This is a genomic window from Halomonas sp. PBN3, from assembly GCF_000475415.1.
GTDB lineage: Bacteria > Pseudomonadota > Gammaproteobacteria > Pseudomonadales > Halomonadaceae > Halomonas > Halomonas shengliensis.
Genome location: NZ_AXCA01000221.1, coordinates 1 through 15354, shown reverse-complemented (window position 1 = coordinate 15354; position 15354 = coordinate 1). Strand labels below are relative to the sequence as shown.

Sequence of the window (15354 nt, the reverse complement as noted above, 5' to 3'; positions counted from 1 at the left end):
GCCCCCGCCGATGGCTCGGCGGGGGCGCTCCCTTTCGGCCCGGCAGGCCTGCCGCTCAGGGCAGCTCCTCGGCCTCGGGGTCCTCCTTCCTCGCCGGAATCAGGTCCTCGCGGTTGAGTCCCAGCGGCAGCAGCAGGGCGCCTGATATATAGATGGAAGAGTAGGTGCCCACCACCACGCCGAGGATCAGGGCGATGGCGAAGCCCTCGATCATGTCACCGCCCAGCGCCAGCAGCGCCACCAGCACCAGCAGGGTGGTACCGGAGGTGGCCAGGGTGCGCGACAGGGTCTGGTTGAGCGACTCGTTGAAGATCGCCGCCATGTCGTCGATGCGCGACTTGCGGATATTCTCGCGGATGCGGTCGTAGACCACGATGGTGTCGTTGAGCGAGTAGCCGATCACCGCCAGCACCGCGGCCAGCACCGTCAGGTCGAACTCGATCTGGAACAGCGAGAAGATGCCCACCACGATGATCACGTCGTGCAGCAGCGCCAGCAGCGCGCCGATGGCGAACTTGTACTGGAAGCGGAAGGCGACGTAGAGCATCACGATGCCCAGCGCCACCAGCAGGCCGAGGCCGGACTGGTCGCGCAGCTGGTCACCCACCTGGGCGCCGACGAACTCGGCGCGCACCAGGGTGACCTCCTCGCCGCCGCGGCGCAGCAGCTCCACCACGCGGTCGCCGACGTCGGCGTCGAAGGCCTGCTGCAGGCGGATCAGCACCTCGTTGGCGGCGCCGAAGGTCTGCACCGAGACGTCACGGAATCCGGCGGCCTCCAGGGTCTGGCGCACGGCGTCCAGAGAGGGCGCCACGGCGTAGCGCACCTCCACCAGGGTGCCGCCGGTGAAGTCCAGCCCCAGGCTGAGCTGCTGGAACAGCAGCGAGGCGATCGACGCCAGGATCAGCAGGCCGGAGACCACGAAGGCGACCTTGCGCTTGCCCATGAAGTCGAGCTGTCGATTGGCCAGGCTTTTCATGCTCACCTCTTATATCCAGAGCTTCTTGACCGGCTTGCCGCCGTAGACGAGGTTCACCATGGCGCGGGTCACCAGCAGGGCGGTGAACAGCGAGGTGAGGATCCCCAGCGACAGGGTCACGGCGAAGCCCTTGACCGGCCCGGTGCCGATCGAGAACAGGATCACCGCCACCAGCAGGGTGGTGATGTTGGCGTCGACGATGGAGCTGAAGGCGCGCTCGTAGCCGGCGTGAATCGCCTGCTGCACCGAGAGTCCGGTGCGCAGCTCCTCGCGGATGCGCTCGAAGATCAGCACGTTGGCGTCCACCGCCATGCCCAGCGTCAGCACGATGCCGGCGATGCCGGGCAGCGTGAGGGTGGCACCCAGCAGCGACATGGCCGCCACCAGCAGGGTCAGGTTGAGCGCCAGGGCGACGTTGGCGAAGATGCCGAACACCTTGTAGCGGATCAGCATGAACAGCACCACCAGCAGCAGGCCGATCTGCACCGACATCACCCCGCGCTCGATGTTCTCGGCCCCCAGGCTCGGGCCGATGGTGCGCTCCTGGGCGAAGTAGATGGGCGCGGCGAGCGAGCCGGAGCGCAGTAGCAGGGCCAGTTCGGCGGCCTCGGTGGGGGAGTCCAGGCCGGTGATGCGGAAGCTGTTGCCCAGCGCGCTCTGGATGGTGGCCAGGCTGATGATGCCGCGCTCGGTGTAGGGCTCGCGGACGATGGTCTCCTCGCCGTCCACCGTCTCCACCCGGTCGCGGGTCTTGTGCTCGATGTAGATGACCGCCATGTTGCGGCCGATGTTGGTGCGGGTGGCGCGGTTCATCAGGGTGCCGCCGGTGCCGTCCAGGTTGATGTTGACCTGGGGGCGGCCGTTCTCGTCGAAGCTGCGGCTGGCGTTGGAGACCTGGTCGCCGGTGATGATCACGTCGCGCATCAGGTCGGCGTAGCGCGAGGGGGTGTTGCGGAACGGCAGCGTCTCGATCTCGCTCTCCGGGGTGTCGGGGCGCGCCTCGAGGCGGAACTCCAGGTTGGCGGTGGCGCCGACAATGCGCTTGGCCTCGGCGGTGTCCTGCACGCCGGGCAGTTCCACCACGATGCGGTCCGGCCCCTGGCGCTGCACCAGCGGCTCCGCCACGCCCAGCTCGTTCACCCGGTTGCGCAGGGTGGTGAGGTTCTGGTTGATGGCGTAGTCCTGGATCTCGTCGACCGCCTGGTCGGTGAGGGTCATGGCCAGCTCGGCGCCGCGGCCGTCGCCCAGGTTCTGGTACTGGAAGTCGGGGAACTCGCGGCTGATCAGGCGGCGGGCGGCGTCGCGATCCTCGGCGTCGGTGAAGGTCAGCGTCAGGGTGCGCCCGTCGATGTCGGTGTCGCGGTAGCGGATGCGCTCGTCGCGCAGCAGCTCGCGGATGGCGCTGGCGTTGACCTCCAGGCGCTTGCTCACGGCGGCGTCCATGTCCACCTCGAGCAGGAAGTGCACGCCGCCACGCAGGTCGAGGCCCAGGGTCATGGGCGAGGCGGAGAGGGCCTGCAGCCACTCGGGGGTCGACTCGGCGAGGTTCAGGGCCACCACGTAGTCGTCGCCGAGCATCGCGGCGACGCGGTCGCGGGCGGCCAGCTGGGCATCGGGGGTCTCCAGGCGTAGCAGGGTGCTGGTCTCGCTGCGCTCCACGGCCTTGATGTCGATGCCGGCCTCGGTGAGCGCGCCGCGGATGCGCTCGAGCTGGCGCTCGTCGACGGTGGCGTCACCGCGCTCGCTGCTGATCTGGATCGCCGGGTCCTCGGGGAAGAGGTTGGGCAGCGAGTAGACCAGGCCGACGAGCAGCACGATGAGGATCAGCAGGTACTTCCACAGGGGGTAACGGTTGAGCATGCGGGCTCGTCCCAGGTTGCTGACGAAGGGGAGCTGGCGCGATCACGCCACGACCGCCCCCGGCGAGGCCGGCGGCGGTCGTGGGTCGGCCTGCCGCGTGGTGCTGGCGAGGCCGGGTTGGCCGCGGGTCAGATGGACTTGAGGGTGCCCTTGGGCAGCACCGCGGCCACGGCGTTCTTCTGCACGTTGACCTCGGTACCCTCGGCGATCTGCATGGTCAGGAACTCGCTGTCGTCGCTGACCTTGGTGATGCGACCCAGCATGCCGCCGCCGATGACGATCTCGTCACCCTTGGAGAGGCCGGCGATCAGCTGCTTGTGCTGCTTGGCACGCTTGGCCTGGGGGCGCCACAGCAGGAAGTAGAAGATGGCCACGAAGCCGACCAGCATGACGATCTGGGCGATGCCGCCGCCGGCGGGGGCGTCCTGGGCGTAGGCCGGCGCGATGAAGAAGTCCAGCATGGGTGGGAGTCTCCTGGTTATGAGTAAGGGGGTGGGACGCCGCGTCGGGCGCCCTGGCGCGATGCCGGACCGCCGGGGGCGGCACCGCGCACGGATCAGTTAGGGGGCGGGAGGCACCGGCAGGCCGCGCCGGGCATAGAAGCCTTCCACGAAGTTGGCCAATGTACCCGCTTCGATGGCACCGCGCAAACCGGCCATCAGGCGCTGATAGTGGCGCAGGTTGTGGATGGTATTGAGCATCGAGCCGAGCATCTCGCCGCAGCGATCCAGGTGGTGCAGGTAGGCCCTGGAGAAGTGCCGACAGGTGTAGCAGTCGCACTCCGCCTCCAGCGGGGCGGTGTCGTGGCGGTGCTTGGCGTTGCGGATCTTCACCGTGCCCTCGGCGGTGAAGAGGTGGCCGTTCCTCGCGTTGCGGGTCGGCATTACGCAGTCGAACATGTCGATGCCGCGGCGCACCCCCTCCACCAGGTCCTCGGGCTTGCCCACCCCCATCAGGTAGCGGGGGGTGTCCTCCGGCATCCAGGTGGGCAGGTAGTCGAGGACCTTGATCATCTCCTCCTTGGGCTCGCCCACCGAGAGGCCGCCGATGGCCAGGCCATCGAAGCCGATCTCCATGAGCCCCTTCAGGGAGCGCTCGCGCAGCTCGGGATACATCCCGCCCTGGACGATGCCGAACAGCGCCGAGGGCGAGTCGCCGTGGGCCTCCCGGGAGCGGCCTGCCCAGCGCAGCGAGCGCTCCATGGAGAGTCGCGCCTCCTTCTCGGTGGCCGGGTAGGGGGTGCACTCGTCGAAGATCATCACCACATCGGAGCCAAGCGAACGCTGCACCGCCATGGACTCCTCGGGGCCCATGAACACCTTGGCGCCGTCCACCGGCGAGCGGAAGTGCACGCCCTGCTCGGTGATCTTGCGCATGGCGCCCAGCGAGAAGACCTGGAAGCCGCCGGAGTCGGTGAGGATCGGCCTGTCCCACTGGGCAAAGTCATGAAGGTCGCCGTGGGCCTCGATCACCTCCATGCCCGGGCGCAGCCACAGGTGGAAGGTGTTGCCGAGGATGATCTCGGCGCCGATCTCCTCCACGGAGGCCGGGGTCATGCCCTTGACGGTGCCGTAGGTGCCCACTGGCATGAAGGCGGGGGTTTCCACCGTTCCGCGGGGGAAGGTGAGGCGGCCACGGCGTGCCCGGCCGTCGCTGGCCAGGCGCTCGAAGGTCATGAAGCAGTCGTTACGCATGATCGATCTCGGTGCCCCTTGCGGGTCAGGAAGGCTGGCGGGTGAGGAACATCGCATCGCCATAGCTGAAGAAGGCGTAGCGTTCGGCCACCGCCTCGCGGTAGGCCGAGAGGGTGGTCTCGAAGCCGGCGAAGGAGGCCACCAGCATCAGCAGGGTGGATTCCGGCAGGTGGAAGTTGGTGATCAGGGCGTCCACGCAGCGCCACCGGTAGCCGGGATAGATGAAGATATCGGTCTCGCCGCGGTAGGGGGCGATCTCGCCGTGCGCGTCGCTGGCGCTCTCCAGGCAGCGCACGCTGGTGGTGCCCACGGCGATCACCCGGCGCCCGGCGGCGCGGGCGGCGCGCACCTTCTCGCACGCCGTCTCGTCCACCTCCAGCCACTCGCTGTGCATGACGTGCTCGCGGATGTCGTCGGCGCGCACCGGCTGGAAGGTGCCGGCGCCCACGTGCAGGGTGACGAAGGCGCGCTCCACGCCCTTCTCGGCAAGCGCCTCGAGCAGCGGCTCGTCGAAGTGCAGCCCGGCAGTGGGCGCGGCCACCGCGCCCTCGCGGCGGGCGTAGACGGTCTGGTAGCGCTCGCGATCGGCCAGCTCGTCCTCGCGGTCGATGTAGGGGGGCAGCGGCATATGGCCGTGGCGCTCCAGCAGCTCGACCAGGGGCGTCTCGCCGAGGAAGCGCAGCTCGAACAGCGCCTCGCGGCGCCCCTCCACCACGGCGCGGATGCCGCCCTCGAAAACGAGCTCGGTGCCGGGTTTGGGCGACTTGCTCGAGCGCAGGTGGGCCAGGCCGCGATGGGCATCCAGCGGGCGCTCGAGCAGCATCTCCACCTTGCCCCCACTGGCCTTGTGGCCGTGCAGGCGAGCCGGGATCACCCGGGTGTCGTTGAACACCAGCAGGTCGCCGGGCTCGAGCAGCTCGAGCAGGTCCGGGAAGCGGCGGTGGGTCAGCTCACCGCTCTCGCCCTCCACGCACAGCAGCCGGCAATCGGTGCGCTGCTCGGAGGGGTAGCGGGCGATCAGCTCGTCGGGAAGCTCGAAATGGAAGTCGGCGCGCTGCATGGGCGGTATCGGGTCCGATGGTGCGGGCAAGGGGGCGATGCCGGGAGCCGGCAAGCCGTCTAGGATACCGCCTGGCGGGCGTGAAGTCAGGCCCGCGATTGACCCGCGGTGGGGCCCACGTATAATGCTTCGCGCGTTGCCGGCGTGGCGGAATTGGTAGACGCAGCGGATTCAAAATCCGCCGGGTGCAAGCCCTTGTCGGTTCGAGTCCGACCGCCGGTACCAGCCATAACAAGCACTTAGCCTTCCTTCCTTGTGGCTGAGAGTGGCATAGACTAGCATCCAATAACGTTTCCATATTGGGACAGGTATTGGGACAAGCCGCTATGCCGAGGAAAGCCCGCGAACTATCCGCCCTTGAGGTCCGACGCCTCACCGCCCCAGGCCGCCATGCGGTCGGCGGTGTCGATGGTCTATTCCTGCGAGTGACCAAAGCCGGCAGCCGGTCGTGGGTGCTGCGCTACCCCACCGGGGAGAAGCGGGAATCTGCCAACGGCAAGCCGTTCTCCGTCTACCGCGATATTGGGCTGGGCAGTTTTCCCAATACCAGCCTGGCCAACGCCCGGAAGAAGGCCGAGGCGATCCGCGAGAAGCTGGCCGAGGGTATCGACCCCCTCACCGAGAAGAAGGCCGCCAAGCAGGCGCGTCGAGCCGCTGAGCTGCGCCGGCTGTCCTTCGCCCAGGCCGCTGAAGCCGTGGTGAAGCTCAAGCAGGCCGAGGCCAGCAGCGCCAAGCACGCCCGCCAGTGGGAGACCTCGCTGGCCACCTATGCAGTTCCCGAGCTGGGCAGCATGGCGGTGAGCGACATCGAGCTGGTCCACGTCAAACAGGCGCTTGAGCCCATCTGGCAGAGCAAGCCCGTCACCGCCGCCCGCGTGCGCCAGCGCATCGAGACCGTGCTGGCGTGGGCAACCGCCCATGGCCACCGTGCCGGCCCGAATCCCGCCGCCTGGAAAGGCAATCTGGATGCAGTGCTGCCGGCACCGGGCAAGATCAAGAAGAAGGTCCACCACCGCGCCATGCCCATCGACGCCATGCCCGAGTTTTGGGCGCGGCTCCGCGAGCGTGACGACACCCCCGCCCTGGCGCTGGCATTCACGATCCTGACCGGCTGCCGGTCCGGCGAGGTGCTGGGCGCCCGCTGGGAGGAGATCGACCTGGCCAACGCCACCTGGATCATCCCGCCTGAGCGCATGAAGGGCCGGCGCGAACATCGAGTTCCGCTGGCGCCAGCCGCCGTCGAGCTGCTGCAAGCACTCCCTCAGGCCGAGGAGGGGCTGGTATTCACCCGCAACCATGGCCGCAAGCTGAGCGACCGGGCGATGACCGACCTACTGGCCACCATGGGCGAGAAGGAGAGGGCGACCGTCCACGGGTTCCGTAGCACCCTGCGGGACTGGCTGAGCGAGCGCACCGCTACCCCACATGACGTGGCCGAGATGGTGCTGGCGCACGCCATCGGCAACCAAGCCGAGGCCGCCTATCGGCGCGGCGACCTCATGGCCAAGCGTGCCCGCGTGATGAAGCAGTGGGCGACCTTCCTGGCCACCCCCGCCAGCGCCAGCGGCAAGGTGGCAACGATCCGCCAGAACAAGGTGGCCGCCGAGTAGCCGGCGCCACCGACCCCGTTGGCTGGCTAGGGCCGATCACCCGAAAGCATGGCGACTCCACCATGCCCGCCAGCCATCCCTCCATGGAGTGAGCGCGAGGAGTAGCGCATGGCACTGACGCCGCACCACGTCAGCAGGCTGCTGAGCTTCGATGATGTTGCCCGGCTGCTGGCAGATATTGGGCACGAGAAAATCAACTTCAACGCGGAGGAAATGAGGAGCCTGTGCAACTGGCGAACCGCATTGGCTGATGCGCTTTTGGAAGGGAGCATTGAGCCAGTAAGCAACTTACGGGTATTGAGCAAAGAAACAGGCGAGACGCTGATCGTGACGAGTGACTGGATGGAGAGATACCACCCGCTCGACCATACGGTGATTGCCAAGTTCAAGCGTGAGGATTTATGCCAATGGCTTATGGGGCTGGGCATTGCCATGGACGACATACCCGAGGCACTGAAGGTAGGAGGCGGTTCTGGGAAAGCGGTCCTTGGCGCTGACGACCGTCAGAAAGATGCTGGCGCCGATGAGCTGCGTGCCCTTGAGGCGCTGGGGCTGCTGGCCGAGACGTTCGCCAAGCTGGGGCCGAAGTATCGAAAAGGCGATGCAGGAAAGCCCAACTGTGCCCAGATAGCCCAGGCCATGAGCCAGCAGGCCGGCGATACGCCCGGCATGGGCGAGAGGAAGCTGGCCGGCCTACTGAGCGACGCCCTGGACGCCTGGCGCGACAAGCGCCGGTAGTTTCTGCATCTGCATTTTGCAGAAATGCATCTGCACCAATTCCCCAATCTGCCACGCCATGCTGCCTGTGAATCCACAGCACGAGGCAGAACCACATGGCACAGGCTACCCACCGCGACACCACCGCCCAGGAGAGCCAGGGCGCCAGCATCACCGACCGCGCCTGGCTTTCCGTCAAGCAACTGTCCAACCGCTATGGCACCCATGAGGCGACCATCTGGCGCTGGGTGCGCGAGGGACGCTACCCCAAGCCCGTAAAGCTGGCCGGGGGCAGTCTCACCCGTTGGTCACTGAACGACGTTGAAGGCTGGGAGCAGGGCCAGCGGGAGGCGTCCTGATGCTTGCCCATGCCACCCCGCGCCGCTATGCTCTGGGGGCTGCTGCAAATTCAGCAGCCGACCTTGGCCGGTCGAGAGACTTCAGGCGCACAAGCGCCAGCATCATGTCGGGCGCTTTTTTCGTGCCTGCCATGCGCAATGGCGGCTGTGCGCGGGACACCTCCGGGTGTGCCGGGTTCCTGAAGTCCCGGTCGGCCAACCCGCGTACAGTCGCCCCCATCCGCTGCTTGGCCGCAGCCGGGGACGACTCCTCAACTTCAGGAGTCTCACCCATGTTCCCTACCCGCAATCCGTCTGCACGCGCCGCCGCCCACCGGGCAATGGCCCGCGCTGCGCTGTTCGCTGACTCCAGCGCCAGCACCCGCCTGAAGCGTTACAACCACCACACCGAGAAAGCCCGCCGCCTGGAGGCCGCTGCCCGTGGCCAGGAGGTGGCGTCATGACTCCCCTCCAGATCAAAGACCGCATCGACGATCACACCCGCCAGGCGTGGGCGCTGAGCGAGTTCCTGCTGGCGTACTACAACGACGCCGAGGAGGACCGCAGCACCATGAGCAACGAGGTGATGTCCGGCCTGATGGAGAACATGGCCGACCACCTCCGTGCCATCCGCGAGCTGAACAGCGAGCAGGAGGGTGACTCATGACGCCCACCGACATCGTGATGGAGACCGGCGCCCTGAGTCTGGGCGATGCCATCGACCACACCCGCTGGGCAATCCGCGAGCAGGCGCCCACCGCCTTTCAGGTCGTCACCGAGCATGGCGTTCTCGTGCTGTCCGAGCGCGAGAAAGCCGACCTCCGCCTGTTCCTCAGCGTGCTGCTGGAACGGCGCCTGGAGACGCTGGAGGCCGCTTACTGATGCTTGCTATCTCCCACGCCCTGGCCGCTTGCTGGCGCTGGCTGGCCGGGGCGATCCGACCGAAGCGCCACCCCAATCACCACCGTCGCTGATGACAGGAGGTATTCATGCAGGCCCCAGAAACAAAGACGCCCACCCCCAAGAAGGGGCAGGCGCAAGCGCCCAGCAGGGCGACGACTCGCCGCCATTCTACCATCGAGGCCGCACTGGCTGATGCCCTGGCCCAGCATGGCGTCGTGCTGACGCCCAAGGCGTCGGGCAGGTTCGAGCGATTCGACACGCCGGACAAGCCCAAGGGCAACGCCAACGGCTGGTATCGCATCCACACGCCCCAGGCTGCGAGCTTCGGTATCTGGCACTTGGACGTGGCCGAGACCGTCACCCTGGCCGGCCCCAGCGATCCCGAGGCCGCTGCCCAGGCACGGCTGGACGCCATGCGCGAGCGCGAGCGCCGCGACCGGGAGCGCCAGCAGCACCAAGTCGAGGCTGCCGAGAAGGCCCGCCGCTGGTGGGCTCAGGCTGGCCCCGGCGATCCTGCCCACCACTACCTTGCCGGCAAGCAACTGCCGCCCCTCAACCTGCGCCAGCGCGGCGACATGCTGCTGATGCCGCTGTACTTCGAGGGTGAGCTGGTCAACTTGGAGCGCATCTTTCCTGACGGCAGCAAGCGCCCCTTGCCGGGAGGTCGCGTCAAAGGCGTGGCGAGCCTGATAGGCCGCCTGGAGGGCGCCGAGCGCGTGCTGGTGGCCGAGGGCTGGTCTACCGCTGCCGCCTTGCATGAAGCCATGGGCTGCCCGGTCGTGGTCGCCCGCAACGCCGACAACCTGGCCCTGGTTGCCCGTCGCCTGCGCCAGCGGCTCCCCGAGGTGGACATCACCATCTGCGGTGACGACGACCGCCATCTGCCGGCCCAGGGGCTCGCCAACAAGGGGCGAGTCGCTGCCCGCCACGCTGCCCTGGCTATCGACGCCACGCTGCTGATGCCGAGCTTCTGCGAGGGCTGCGAGACCTGCACCGACTTTGCCGACGTGCGCCAGTGCCGTCTGGGAGGTGGCCAATGAACGACTACGCCGATACCGACACCCTGGACATGTTCGGCGGTGCCGCCCCGCCGCTTGAAAGCCCTACCTCTACCGAAGGCCAGGGAACCGAGGGAACCCAGGGAACCGCCCAGGGCAAGCCTAAGCAGAACAGCGAGTTAGGTGGCGAGCAGGCGGTTCCCCCGGCAGGGAATCGCCAGGGAACCCAGGGAACCAGCATCACCTCGCTGGGCGAGCAGATCGACCCGCGCCAGGGCGAGCCGCTGCCTGCCAAGGTGCAGCGTCCATGCTTCGCCACCCACTACGCCAGCTTCGTGCTGGAGGATGGCAAGCGGCGCCCTGCCGGCCTGTGGTGGCACGGCACCAAGCAGCGGGGCGGCGAGCTGGTCAACGACGACGTGCGTATAGCCGACCCCATCGAGGTCACGGCTGTCAGCCGCGACGAGCATGGTGGCAACTTTGGCCGGCAACTGCGCTTCGTCAACGCCGAGGGGCAGACCTGCAAGCGTGTCCTGCCCATGCGCTTGCTCAGTGAGGGCGGGGCCGACCTACGCCGCGAGCTGCTGGACATGGGGCACACGCACAGCCTGAAGCATCGCGCCAAGCTGGCCGACTTCATCATGGAGAGCACCCCCGAGGCTCGCATCATCGCCGCCACCACCACCGGTTGGCACGACAACGCCCGCGCCTTCGTGCTGCCCCACCGGACGCTGGGCAATCAGGATTACAACTTCAGCGCCGAGGCGATGCGCTCCACCTACTTCGAGACGCGGGGCACCCTGGACGGCTGGCGCCAGGAGGTCGCTGGTCGCGCCCAGGGCAACCCCATCCTGATCTTCTGCCTATGCGTAGCGCTGGCGGGTCCGCTGATATGGCCGGCGAAACAGCAGGCCGCTGGTGGACTTGGCTTCAACCTGCGCGGCGCCTCCAGCAAGGGCAAGACCACCGGGCTGCAAGCTGCGGCAAGCGTCTGGGGTAGCCCGCAGTTCCTTCGCCCCTGGAGCGCCACCGGCAACGGCATCGAGGCACTGGCCGTCAGCCAGAACGACACCTGCATGGTGCTGGACGAGCTGAGCCAGGCCAGCCCGTTCGAGGCCGGCAGCATGGTGTACATGGTGGCCAATGGCGTCGGCAAGCAGCGGGCGGCTCGCACAGGCGGCATCCGCGATGCCCAACGCTGGCGCCTGATGCTGTTGTCCAGCGGCGAGCGCACCCTGGCTTCCCATCTGAGCGAGGCCGGCAAGACGACCAAGGCGGGGCAGGATGCGCGACTCCTCGATATTCCCGCCACCGGGCGCCGCCACGGCGCGTTCGATGATCCGCATGGCATGGCCCCCAGCGACTTCGCCAACGCGATCAAGACCGCCACGGCAGAGCACTACGGCCACGCTGGTATGGCCTTCATCGACTACCTGCTGCGCTGTGGCCACGACCTCCCCGGTATCTACCGCGACCTGATGCAAGACCCCGCCTTCAGCAGCGAGACCGATGGTGTGGCCAGCCGTGCCGCTGGCGCCTTCGGCCTGCTGGCCATGGCCGGCGAGTTGGCTACCGAGGCCGGCATCACCGGCTGGCAGCAGGGTGAGGCATTGGAGGCCGTGAGCACTTGCTTCGCACTGTGGAAGGCCGAGCGCGGCAGCCTGCCCCCGGAAGATGCCGCGATCCTCGATGGCGTCAACGAGTTCATCCAGCGCCACGGAGACGCCCGCTTCGCGCCCCTGCGCGGCGACGAGAACGACGCCAGGCGTACCAACGAGCGTGCCGGGTTCTGGTGCGACACCCATGATGGCCGCGTCTTCTACTTCAACAGCGCCGCCCTGCGCGAATCGGCCAAGGGGTACGACATCCGCACGATTGCCGCCGCGCTCGATACTGCCGGCTGGCTCTACGAGAAGGAGGCCGGCAAGCGTTCGGTCAACAAGAAGGTGCAGGGCAGCACGCACCGGCTGTTCGCGGTTCTGCCCCAGGAGGTCGAGCAATGAGTCTTCGCGATCTGATACAGCGCCGGCAGGCAGCCACGGTTCCCCCGGTTCCCTGTTCCCCGGCGCCCCAGGGAACCGAAAAACCCCTTGAAAATCAGCAAGGTTCCCCCGGTTCCCTGAGTTCCCCGGCAAATCACAAGGGTAGGGTCCAGCAAGAGGTGGAGCGCGCCGCCAACGACCCGGAGCCGCCTGCACCCGAGGCCGACATCGACCTGCTGCTGGAGAACCTGCGCTTCGACTACACCGGGGCGCCGCTTCACGACATCGACAACGAGCTGGCCGGAGCGATCCGGCTGGCCATGCTGGCGATGGGAAGGCGAGCCCGTGCCGACCTGGCCGCCCTGATCGACGACGAGTTGGCCACCAAGGGCAGGGAGCGCGTGCTGGCGCTCCTCCGGCAGCGCATCGAGGCCCAGCCCCCGGCGACCTGGCTGGAGTGGATCAAGCAGGCGTGCCCGCTGGTGGATGGCGATGTCGAGTTCATCGGCAAGGTGCTGGCGCGGCTGGCCCCCAGGGAGCAGGAGCAGGCCGCCCACCGCTATGTGGCCGCCTGGCAGGCCGCCGCCGAGGCAGAGGCCCAGCCCCACCGCCAGGCCAATGCAGGCCGGCAGGCAGCGAACCAGACGCTCCTCCCGGTAAACAGCCGCCCGATGGCCACAGGCAGCACGCGCCAGCCCTCCACCACCACCACCGAGGCGCCCAGCCTACCGGCAGGCGTCAGGATGGCGTGGACGATCCGCGTGGGCGACAAGCGCCTGGTGATGACCGGCAACCCATACACCCGAGAGCAGGCACAGCAGGCCGCCAAGGCTCGCTGGCCCGATGCCGATGTGGAGGTGGTCGAATGAATCGCTGGCTCAGGAAGATCGACGACAAGGCGACCAGCAGCGTGTCGCCCTCCACCCGCTGGCTAGTGGGCTGGTATGCCGGCCCGCCGCACCTCAAGGGCAAGGCCCATTACTTCGAGGACGGCACCAGCTTGTGCGGCAGGGTCCATCTGGACACTCGCCACCACCGCGCCCTCAACCCCGACAACAACCAACGCGACCTGTGGTGCCGGACGTGTGGCCACGCCTTCAGGCGCCAGTATTGGCAGCGCGTCGTGGACGAGGGGTCTATCAGGAGGAGGAAGCGCCATGCTGATTGACGACGCCATTCTGGAGGCCAGCCGCCTGCTGGCCAGCCTGCGCTCGATGCGTGCCACCCAGGAGGTGGTGGACGAGGCCGAGCTGGCGCTGTCTGCCCTGGAGCACGGCAACCCCAGCCACCACACGCTGGACTTCGTGGCCGACGCCCTGGAGCGCATCGACGCCAACCTGCCCCACGGCGCCCTGGCCGGGTTCGTGCGGGTCCGCATCCGCACCATGGCCGGCATCGTCACCGCGATGCAGGACGACACCCCGACGCCACCATCTGCCGCCTGACCCTGGAGGACACCACCATGACGACTATCACCCGCGACTCACTGGCCCAGGCCGCCCAGGAAGGCACCGGCATCGCGCACCTGAGCCCAGGGCAGGCATGGGCAGCCCATCGTCTGGCCATGCCACCGGAACGCCTGGAGAAGCCGCTGGCGCCTCATATCGCCGCGCTGCTGGAGAACGTCGAGCGCATGGCCGCCCGTCAGTTCTTCGCCAGTGCCGACCGCGACAACGCCGAGTCGATTATTCGGGCAGCACATGACGAGGCGCACCCGATGTTCCTCCGGGCGCCGATGCTGAAGGAGATGCGCCAGGGCATGGTCGAGTGCCTGCCGGGACTGACGCCTTCCGGGGTCAATGATGCAGGCGAGCCGGTCTACCGCCTGGCCGACATCGCCGCTGCCCTGGACGTGTCCGAGGAGGAGTTGCTGGCGCGTGCCGAGGCCATGGGGATGCAGGACCAGTTGAGCACGACGCCCCAGGTCCACCCGCTGCACTGACCTGAGCAAACCTGAGCACCCACCGGCCCCGGCAATCGCTGGGGCCGACCTGTATCTGGCCCTGGCGCAACGGACAACGAACGCAACGGCTCAGGGCAACAAAACGCAACGCCGACACGAGACTGCACAGCGAATGCGCGACCCTCGCAGTCCTGGCCCAAGGGCGCCATGCTCATGACGATTCATTACGGTTGGAGCCCACCATGCCGAGACGCCACACGATCACGAGCCGCTGCCTGCACTTCGAGAACGGCGACCGCTACATGGTCGCCATACCGCCGCCCCGGCATATCATGGTGCTGCCCGACGAATGGCCCGTTCGAGTCGCCCGCCGCTGGCGCTGCCGCTGGCTGCTGCTGCGCCGCTGGTGGACAAAGGCAACGCGGTAGACGGCTGTTCGCGCACCGCATTGCGCACCCTGGCCGCGCATTGGTACGAGGGTCCGGTACGAATCCCGTGGTTCGCACCTTTGGTTCGCAGTCGGAAGTGCGCACCTGGAGGCCCTGCCCGATGTGTCCAAGGTTGGACGCATCCAGAGTTGGAGGCATCGCCAGGCGGGGGAGTTTTCGGAGCAGTACGCACGTGAGGAGGACCACCGATGGACGATCAAGCCGAGCTGCGCCGCCGATACCGGGCATGGTGCCGAGCCGGAGCCAGGGGCGAGCATCAACCCTTTCCCGAGGAGTGCCGCGACCTGCGCTGCGGGGCGAAGACGAGGGCCGGGACACCCTGTAAGCGCCGCGACCTGTACGCATCGGGCCGCTGCCACCTCCACGGGGGCGCATCCACCGGGCCGAAGTCGGGGCCGAGGGCGAAGCGACCGGAGCCACCGGCTGTGGAACCGCCCTACGATCCAGCGACCAATCCCGAGGTGCTGGACGCCCTGCGTCGTCAGGGCATCCCGGTTGGCGACCTTGCCGAACGGGTCCGGTATCGGTAGCCGACCGGCTGAGATTCCAGCCGAGCGCCGGGTCCATACCCCATGGGCGATGACGGTTCATCACGGCCATACCCCATGAGAGCCTGAGAAAACCCAAGGTCCAAACCCCATGCGAGGTTGGCAAATGTTGGCATCGAGGAGCTGGTGATGGGCGACACGACGCACGACGACGACCGGCCTTCGCTGGCCGACCGCATCCGCCAGGCGCCGACCCTGGAGGACGCCATTCGGGAGGTGCTGGAGGACGACAGCCTGACCCCTGCCGACAACGAGGAGGGCGCTGGTCCTGGCCATGACTGAGGTAGGGAAAACGTAACTATTCAGGTCACGC

20 protein-coding genes and 1 tRNA gene are annotated in these 15354 nt (G+C 67.7%); 16 read left to right on the top strand and 5 right to left on the bottom strand.

Annotated elements, in window-relative coordinates; genetic code table 11:
* Positions 1-55: 55 nt before the first annotated feature.
* From secF to queA, 5 genes are all read right to left on the bottom strand, one after another.
* Positions 56-979: a protein translocase subunit SecF gene (secF, locus tag Q673_RS34690; RefSeq protein WP_023007416.1), complete on the bottom strand. Its 924-nt coding sequence runs from the start codon at positions 977-979 to the stop codon at positions 56-58.
* 9 nt (positions 980-988) lie between these two features.
* Positions 989-2839, bottom strand: coding sequence for a protein translocase subunit SecD (gene secD / locus Q673_RS34685; protein WP_023007415.1), 1851 nt, complete (start codon positions 2837-2839; stop codon positions 989-991).
* Positions 2840-2967: 128 nt separating this feature from the next.
* A complete protein-coding gene (gene yajC, locus Q673_RS34680) occupies positions 2968-3300 on the bottom strand; it encodes a preprotein translocase subunit YajC (protein ID WP_023007414.1) in 333 nt (110 codons plus the stop codon).
* A 99-nt stretch (positions 3301-3399) separates the two neighbouring features.
* Positions 3400-4515: a tRNA guanosine(34) transglycosylase Tgt gene (gene tgt, locus Q673_RS34675; protein ID WP_200861430.1), complete on the bottom strand. Its 1116-nt coding sequence runs from the start codon at positions 4513-4515 to the stop codon at positions 3400-3402.
* 43 nt (positions 4516-4558) lie between these two features.
* Positions 4559-5593, bottom strand: coding sequence for a tRNA preQ1(34) S-adenosylmethionine ribosyltransferase-isomerase QueA (queA, locus tag Q673_RS34670; RefSeq protein ID WP_023007412.1), 1035 nt, complete (start codon positions 5591-5593; stop codon positions 4559-4561).
* 138 nt (positions 5594-5731) lie between these two features.
* Between queA and Q673_RS34665 the strand changes: the two genes are divergently transcribed.
* From Q673_RS34665 to Q673_RS36775, 16 genes are all read left to right on the top strand, one after another.
* Positions 5732-5818: transfer RNA gene (locus Q673_RS34665), tRNA-Leu, on the top strand.
* A gap of 101 nt (positions 5819-5919) precedes the next feature.
* Complete coding sequence (locus Q673_RS34660; RefSeq protein ID WP_031218825.1) at positions 5920-7203, top strand: tyrosine-type recombinase/integrase; 1284 nt, start codon at positions 5920-5922, stop codon at positions 7201-7203.
* Positions 7204-7311: 108 nt separating this feature from the next.
* On the top strand, positions 7312-7941 hold the full coding sequence (locus tag Q673_RS34655) for a hypothetical protein (RefSeq protein ID WP_023007410.1): 630 nt from the start codon (positions 7312-7314) through the stop codon (positions 7939-7941).
* Between the two features lie 95 nt (positions 7942-8036).
* The gene (locus tag Q673_RS34650) at positions 8037-8279 is read left to right on the top strand and encodes a helix-turn-helix transcriptional regulator (RefSeq protein WP_023007409.1); all 243 of its coding nucleotides are present in this window, start codon (positions 8037-8039) and stop codon (positions 8277-8279) included.
* Positions 8280-8551: 272 nt separating this feature from the next.
* Positions 8552-8722: a hypothetical protein gene (locus Q673_RS36875; protein ID WP_023007408.1), complete on the top strand. Its 171-nt coding sequence runs from the start codon at positions 8552-8554 to the stop codon at positions 8720-8722.
* Entirely contained in the window at positions 8719-8925 is a 207-nt protein-coding gene (locus Q673_RS34645) for a hypothetical protein (RefSeq protein WP_023007407.1), read from the top strand. The genes Q673_RS36875 and Q673_RS34645 overlap by 4 nt, the downstream gene beginning before the upstream one ends.
* Complete coding sequence (locus Q673_RS34640) at positions 8922-9140, top strand: hypothetical protein (RefSeq protein ID WP_023007406.1); 219 nt, start codon at positions 8922-8924, stop codon at positions 9138-9140. Before Q673_RS34645 ends, Q673_RS34640 begins: the two co-directional genes overlap by 4 nt.
* A 107-nt stretch (positions 9141-9247) precedes the next feature.
* The gene (locus Q673_RS34635; RefSeq protein WP_023007405.1) at positions 9248-10201 is read left to right on the top strand and encodes a toprim domain-containing protein; all 954 of its coding nucleotides are present in this window, start codon (positions 9248-9250) and stop codon (positions 10199-10201) included.
* The gene (locus Q673_RS34630) at positions 10198-12162 is read left to right on the top strand and encodes a DUF927 domain-containing protein (protein WP_023007404.1); all 1965 of its coding nucleotides are present in this window, start codon (positions 10198-10200) and stop codon (positions 12160-12162) included. The genes Q673_RS34635 and Q673_RS34630 overlap by 4 nt, the downstream gene beginning before the upstream one ends.
* Positions 12163-12320: 158 nt before the next feature.
* Positions 12321-13010, top strand: a complete 690-nt coding sequence (locus Q673_RS34625) for a hypothetical protein (protein WP_023007403.1) — start codon at positions 12321-12323, stop codon at positions 13008-13010.
* The gene (locus tag Q673_RS34620; protein ID WP_023007402.1) at positions 13007-13309 is read left to right on the top strand and encodes a hypothetical protein; all 303 of its coding nucleotides are present in this window, start codon (positions 13007-13009) and stop codon (positions 13307-13309) included. Before Q673_RS34625 ends, Q673_RS34620 begins: the two co-directional genes overlap by 4 nt.
* Positions 13299-13586, top strand: a complete 288-nt coding sequence (locus Q673_RS34615) for a hypothetical protein (protein ID WP_023007401.1) — start codon at positions 13299-13301, stop codon at positions 13584-13586. The genes Q673_RS34620 and Q673_RS34615 overlap by 11 nt, the downstream gene beginning before the upstream one ends.
* 17 nt (positions 13587-13603) lie before the next feature.
* Positions 13604-14083: a hypothetical protein gene (locus tag Q673_RS34610; protein ID WP_023007400.1), complete on the top strand. Its 480-nt coding sequence runs from the start codon at positions 13604-13606 to the stop codon at positions 14081-14083.
* A gap of 203 nt (positions 14084-14286) precedes the next feature.
* On the top strand, positions 14287-14472 hold the full coding sequence (locus Q673_RS34605) for a hypothetical protein (protein ID WP_023007399.1): 186 nt from the start codon (positions 14287-14289) through the stop codon (positions 14470-14472).
* A 209-nt stretch (positions 14473-14681) separates the two neighbouring features.
* A complete protein-coding gene (locus tag Q673_RS37250; protein ID WP_081712109.1) occupies positions 14682-15023 on the top strand; it encodes an HGGxSTG domain-containing protein in 342 nt (113 codons plus the stop codon).
* Positions 15024-15170: 147 nt separating this feature from the next.
* Positions 15171-15323, top strand: coding sequence for a hypothetical protein (locus Q673_RS36775; RefSeq protein WP_023007398.1), 153 nt, complete (start codon positions 15171-15173; stop codon positions 15321-15323).
* Positions 15324-15354 lie beyond the last annotated feature (31 nt).

Bases quoted from the DNA above. Each gene is read 5' to 3' on its own strand.
- secF (WP_023007416.1), bottom strand. From the start codon at position 979: ATGAAAAGCCTGGCCAATCGACAGCTCGACTTCATGGGCAAGCGCAAG.
- secD (WP_023007415.1), bottom strand. From the start codon at position 2,839: ATGCTCAACCGTTACCCCCTGTGGAAGTACCTGCTGATCCTCATCGTG.
- yajC (WP_023007414.1), bottom strand. From the start codon at position 3,300: ATGCTGGACTTCTTCATCGCGCCGGCCTACGCCCAGGACGCCCCCGCC.
- tgt (WP_200861430.1), bottom strand. From the start codon at position 4,515: ATGACCTTCGAGCGCCTGGCCAGCGACGGCCGGGCACGCCGTGGCCGC.
- queA (WP_023007412.1), bottom strand. From the start codon at position 5,593: ATGCAGCGCGCCGACTTCCATTTCGAGCTTCCCGACGAGCTGATCGCC.
- Q673_RS34660 (WP_031218825.1), top strand. From the start codon at position 5,920: ATGCCGAGGAAAGCCCGCGAACTATCCGCCCTTGAGGTCCGACGCCTC.
- Q673_RS34655 (WP_023007410.1), top strand. From the start codon at position 7,312: ATGGCACTGACGCCGCACCACGTCAGCAGGCTGCTGAGCTTCGATGAT.
- Q673_RS34650 (WP_023007409.1), top strand. From the start codon at position 8,037: ATGGCACAGGCTACCCACCGCGACACCACCGCCCAGGAGAGCCAGGGC.
- Q673_RS36875 (WP_023007408.1), top strand. From the start codon at position 8,552: ATGTTCCCTACCCGCAATCCGTCTGCACGCGCCGCCGCCCACCGGGCA.
- Q673_RS34645 (WP_023007407.1), top strand. From the start codon at position 8,719: ATGACTCCCCTCCAGATCAAAGACCGCATCGACGATCACACCCGCCAG.
- Q673_RS34640 (WP_023007406.1), top strand. From the start codon at position 8,922: ATGACGCCCACCGACATCGTGATGGAGACCGGCGCCCTGAGTCTGGGC.
- Q673_RS34635 (WP_023007405.1), top strand. From the start codon at position 9,248: ATGCAGGCCCCAGAAACAAAGACGCCCACCCCCAAGAAGGGGCAGGCG.
- Q673_RS34630 (WP_023007404.1), top strand. From the start codon at position 10,198: ATGAACGACTACGCCGATACCGACACCCTGGACATGTTCGGCGGTGCC.
- Q673_RS34620 (WP_023007402.1), top strand. From the start codon at position 13,007: ATGAATCGCTGGCTCAGGAAGATCGACGACAAGGCGACCAGCAGCGTG.
- Q673_RS34615 (WP_023007401.1), top strand. From the start codon at position 13,299: ATGCTGATTGACGACGCCATTCTGGAGGCCAGCCGCCTGCTGGCCAGC.
- Q673_RS34610 (WP_023007400.1), top strand. From the start codon at position 13,604: ATGACGACTATCACCCGCGACTCACTGGCCCAGGCCGCCCAGGAAGGC.
- Q673_RS34605 (WP_023007399.1), top strand. From the start codon at position 14,287: ATGCCGAGACGCCACACGATCACGAGCCGCTGCCTGCACTTCGAGAAC.
- Q673_RS37250 (WP_081712109.1), top strand. From the start codon at position 14,682: ATGGACGATCAAGCCGAGCTGCGCCGCCGATACCGGGCATGGTGCCGA.
- Q673_RS36775 (WP_023007398.1), top strand. From the start codon at position 15,171: ATGGGCGACACGACGCACGACGACGACCGGCCTTCGCTGGCCGACCGC.